Genomic DNA, 4,363 nt, shown 5'->3' on the forward strand with positions numbered 1-4,363 from the left:
AGCAATCAGTAGTGGCCAAAGGCCAAGGCTGTTCGCGTAGCGTGGCCAAAGGCCAAGGCTGACGGCTGACGGCTGACGGCTGAGCGCTGAGGGCTGACCACTGAGCGCTGACCGCTGACCGCTGATAGCTTTGGGGGATTGATAGTAAAAGCTGTATCTGCGGTTTTCTGAAAATTGTGCTCAAATTGAAACTGACCTACGATTGAGCTAGCCTCTGAACTGCCATGGAAATTCTAGAAACCGTAACCTTTGATGATGCGTTCGCGAAGCGGCTCCAAAGGAGCATCGCATTCACCGAATCGATAATGACCAAAATGGTAACAGGGGAACTGACATCGCCAGAAATTACCGAAGCGATGCTCCTTTGGAGCCGCTTCGCGAACGCATCCTTAGTCAAAACCAAAAATGGTGCTAGAGGCTTCTTTGTCACCTACCTTACCAGTGACAGCACCTTAGCCGACAATCCCTCACCAGAGGTGATCACAGCTCTAGAGTCATCTCCCGACATCGTAGCGGAACTGTTAGTCAAAAATTTAGCTATGTCAGCGGCAATGGGATTGAACCATCGCCGCAATGGCAAAGAAGACATGGCTCAAGGATCAGACCGAGTGCGATGCTCCGTAGGAGCCGCTCCGCGAACGCGTAGTGCTAATCTCATTAAACAACTAAATATGCCAAGCCTCTTTGACATTGCCCAACAGTTAAGGCAAAGCGCCCTTACTGGAGTTGGCAACTACCAAGAATTTCTGCAGCGCTGGAGATACGATTCTGAGCAAAAACAGGTCATCCATCAAGCTTTATCTGAAATTCTTGACGAATAACCTATACATTTTCAGCAACGTTTGAGGGACATGGCTTATGCTATTGCCTATTGCTAGGATGCCTATTGCCTTTCCCTGACAGAGTGTATATTCACCTATCAAATCGAAATTGTATATCATGGCTAATGATCAAAATTCTTCACTTATCTGACATCCACATGGGTAGTGGCTTCTCCCATGGACGAATCAACCCTGCTACTGGAATCAATACACGTTTAGAAGATTTTGTCAATACCCTAGCTAAATGTATTGACCGAGCTATTACCGAGCCTGTGGATTTAGTGCTTTTTGGCGGTGATGCCTTTCCCGATGCCACACCACCACCCTATGTTCAACAAGCCTTTGCCAATCAATTTCGTCGCTTAGTAGATGCAAACATTCCTACAGTTTTACTAGTAGGAAACCACGACCAACACTCCCAAGGACAAGGAGGTGCTAGCTTATGCATTTACCGCACCTTAGGTGTGCCTGGATTTGTAGTAGGAGATACCATCACCACTCATAAGATTCAAACCGACAATGGTCCAGTACAGGTGATTACTCTACCTTGGCTAACCAACTCCACCCTTCTCAGTCGCCCAGACACCGAAGGTCTAACCCTAGCCGAGGTTAACCAACTCCTGATCTCACGGCTTGAGCCAATCTTAGAAGCAGAAATTCGTAAACTTGACCCAAACCTGCCAACGGTCTTATTAGGTCATTTAATGGCAGACCAAGCTAGATTTGGTGCAGAGCGCTTCCTAGCAGTTGGTAAAGGTTTTACTATTCCGCTCTCGCTACTGACTCGACCCTGCTTTGATTATGTAGCTTTAGGACACATCCACCATCACCAGAATCTCAACCACTCCAATGACCCTCCAGTCATTTACCCTGGCAGTATTGAGCGGGTCGATTTCAGTGAAGAGAAGGAAGACAAAGGTTATGTCATGATTGAGCTGTCCAAAGGTCGCGTTCAGTGGGAATTTTGTCCCTTGTCAGTGCGTCCCTTCCGTACCATTGAGGTCAACCTTGCTGAAGCAGATGATCCCCAAAGTACTTTACTAAACGCTATTGGTAACGAAACTATTAAAGACGCTATAGTCCGGCTGATTTACAAGCTACGTTCTGAGCAGCTCGACCTAATTGACAATACTGCGATACATGAATCCTTGAGGCCAGCCCACCACTATACCATTCGTCCAGAATTAGTCAGCCAGCTAGCCCGTCCCCGCTTGCCGGAACTGGGTATAGGTAACAGTATTGATCCGATGGATGCCTTATCGACATATCTAGAGAATCGGCAAGACCTCAGAGATATTGCTGCAGATATGCTAGAAGCTGCAGAATGTCTATTAGAGAAAAATCGGTAATTGGTAATTAGCTAGTAGCAGGAAAACTACCACCGATGAAGTGGATATCACTGAAGGTTTCGATCGCGTAGCGTGACCGTAGGTCAATCCACAGACGAGCGCCACAATCGAGTGGGTGATCTGGCTGATAGACAATCCGACATGGACCGAGGATTTCTACCTCGTTTCCGTATAGATTGTCGCCACTTCGTTTTACTGAAATCACTGGCTTCCGGTCTTTGGGACTTTTGTGCATATTCGAGCCAATGTGATTACGGTTGACATTGATCTTAGCTAGAGCAGGAGGACGATTTTTAAGCCATTTACCCTTTGGACCACGTCTGCCTCTGGTAATTTGAGGCAGATGGGTGAACTACCCCAACCTACTACGTAGAGGTTGGGGCTTCCAGTTTCACGGAAGAATGCCTTAACTTGGACGGGCGTCCACGTCTTGGTCTTACTTCTTCTCCACTAGCGTTGACCTCCCCCGTCCCAGAGGAGGATAGCATTCTGATACCTTCTGCTCTAATATTCTTAGCGGCATTACCATCTCTGTCATGATGAGTTCCACAACTTGGGCAAGTCCAAGTTCTGACATCTAGTGGCAACTCTTTGATTCGGTAATGACAATTAGAGCAGGTTTTAGAACTGGGGAACCACCGGTCTATCTCAACCAATACCTTCCCTTCTTTTTCACACTTATAAGACAGGAAGTTCACAAAGGTTCCCCAGCTTATATCAGATATTGCTTTAGCTAATTTATGGTTACGAACCATGCCCTTGACATTTAGGTTTTCAACTACTACTACTTGGTTGTTGTCAACTATTTTTCTGGATAGTTTGTGTAGGTAGTCTTGGCGGACATTTCCAATCCGTTCGTATACCTTAGCTACAATCTTTCTGGCTTTTTTCCGTCCATTGCTTCCCTTTTTCTTTCGGGCGGCAATACGCTGTTTTTTGGCTAATTTTCGTTCGTATTTAGCTAGGTGTCTGGGATTACCAAACTTAGAGGTCTTTTTGCCATCGTAAGTGATCGCAAAATCCTTGATACCCAAATCAATACCAATCACCTTCCCGTCGGTGGATGGCTTTATATCGTCCGACTCATACTCCATCAACACAGAAGCGTAATACTTACCAGATGGAGTTTTACTAACTGTGACAGTTTTAATTTCCCCGTCTATTTCTCTGTGAATTTTAGCCTTGATAACACCCAGTTTCCCGGGAAATTTTAAGCAGTAACCTACTTGTTTGACGTATTGTGGATACTGGATTGATTGGCGATGATGAAATGATTTGAACCTAGGATATTTAGCCCTGCCCTGGCCGTAGGCCACGCTTCGCGAACAAAAAAGTTTTGATAGGCACGACTAAGGTTGAGACTTACAGATTGTAAAACCTGAGAATAACAGTCTTTTAGCCAAACAGTTTTTTCATCTTTTTTGAGTTTTGGCAACATAGAATTGAGCGCAGACCGAGACAACCCTTTGCCGGTTTCCTTGTAAGTCTCTATACACTGATTTAATGCATAGTTCCACCACCAACGAGCACAACCAAAATGTTGAGCAAGTATCTGAACTTGCTCCTGCGTGGGGTAAATTCTGACTTTTACGGCTTGATGGTTCACTGTCTTTGCACTCATCCATCGACCTTATATATCATAATATATACTTTGTGGTAAATTATCAAGTTCCGTTAATTCCTTGTTCGCGTAGCGTGGCCTACGGCCAGGGGTCTATCCACCCCCACCCTAAATAGGGATGGGGAATTTCGACCCCTCAAACTCCCCTATTCGTTAAAAAAAATTTTCCAATAAAACTAGTAAGTAGTCGGACAAAAGTTTTGGGTGCTGTATAAAGTTTTGTAAATATCGGCCAAACCTTTTGGGGTAATGGTTACAAGAATTTTACAGTTTTTGAGACAGTACCGTTTATTTATGTCCGACTACATATAACAGAAAAATTTGTGGAATGCCAAATCATGGGGTTATATTAATTAATGCATCAGCCCTCAGCACTCAGAAGATTCCCTGAATAACATTGAGTGTAATTAGGGCTATCATTAGACAAATCAGGTCAGTTGGAATAATTGGTTGGGACTTCCCTAATAGCTAAAAATGGCAATCAGTGCTACTGTAGGATGCCATACTGTTGCGCTAGTTATCCTACATGGTTGAATCAATACCCAAGCAAAACTACCGTGAAGATTCAGGGT

At 44.7% G+C, this 4,363-nt stretch carries 3 protein-coding genes and 2 pseudogenes; 2 read left to right on the top strand and 3 right to left on the bottom strand.

Translation table 11 applies throughout. The features are described from left to right. On the bottom strand, positions 1-184 hold a 184-nt coding region (locus tag F6K57_RS37865; protein ID WP_293073584.1), incomplete at its 3' end, for a hypothetical protein. Positions 185-224: 40 nt separating this feature from the next. On the opposite strand from F6K57_RS37865, the gene F6K57_RS37870 reads away from it, so the two are divergent. Next, positions 225-821, top strand: coding sequence for a hypothetical protein (locus F6K57_RS37870; RefSeq protein WP_293073587.1), 597 nt, complete (start codon positions 225-227; stop codon positions 819-821). Between the two features lie 125 nt (positions 822-946). Next, complete coding sequence (gene sbcD, locus F6K57_RS37875; protein WP_293022079.1) at positions 947-2,170, top strand: exonuclease subunit SbcD; 1,224 nt, start codon at positions 947-949, stop codon at positions 2,168-2,170. 7 nt (positions 2,171-2,177) lie between these two features. On the opposite strand, the pseudogene F6K57_RS37880 reads toward sbcD, so the two are convergent. Next, positions 2,178-2,522, bottom strand: a pseudogene (locus tag F6K57_RS37880) (DNA-binding protein); the annotation flags it as partial. 13 nt (positions 2,523-2,535) lie between these two features. After that, positions 2,536-3,776 (bottom strand): annotated as a pseudogene (locus tag F6K57_RS37885) (RNA-guided endonuclease TnpB family protein). Positions 3,777-4,363 lie beyond the last annotated feature (587 nt).

It is taken from the genome of Moorena sp. SIO4A5 (assembly GCF_010672005.1).
GTDB lineage: Bacteria > Cyanobacteriota > Cyanobacteriia > Cyanobacteriales > Coleofasciculaceae > Moorena.

What these genes read in the sequence shown, in the direction of transcription:
- F6K57_RS37870 (WP_293073587.1), top strand. Translation starts at nt 225, where the DNA reads ATGGAAATTCTAGAAACCGTAACCTTTGATGATGCGTTCGCGAAGCGG.
- sbcD (WP_293022079.1), top strand. Translation starts at nt 947, where the DNA reads ATGATCAAAATTCTTCACTTATCTGACATCCACATGGGTAGTGGCTTC.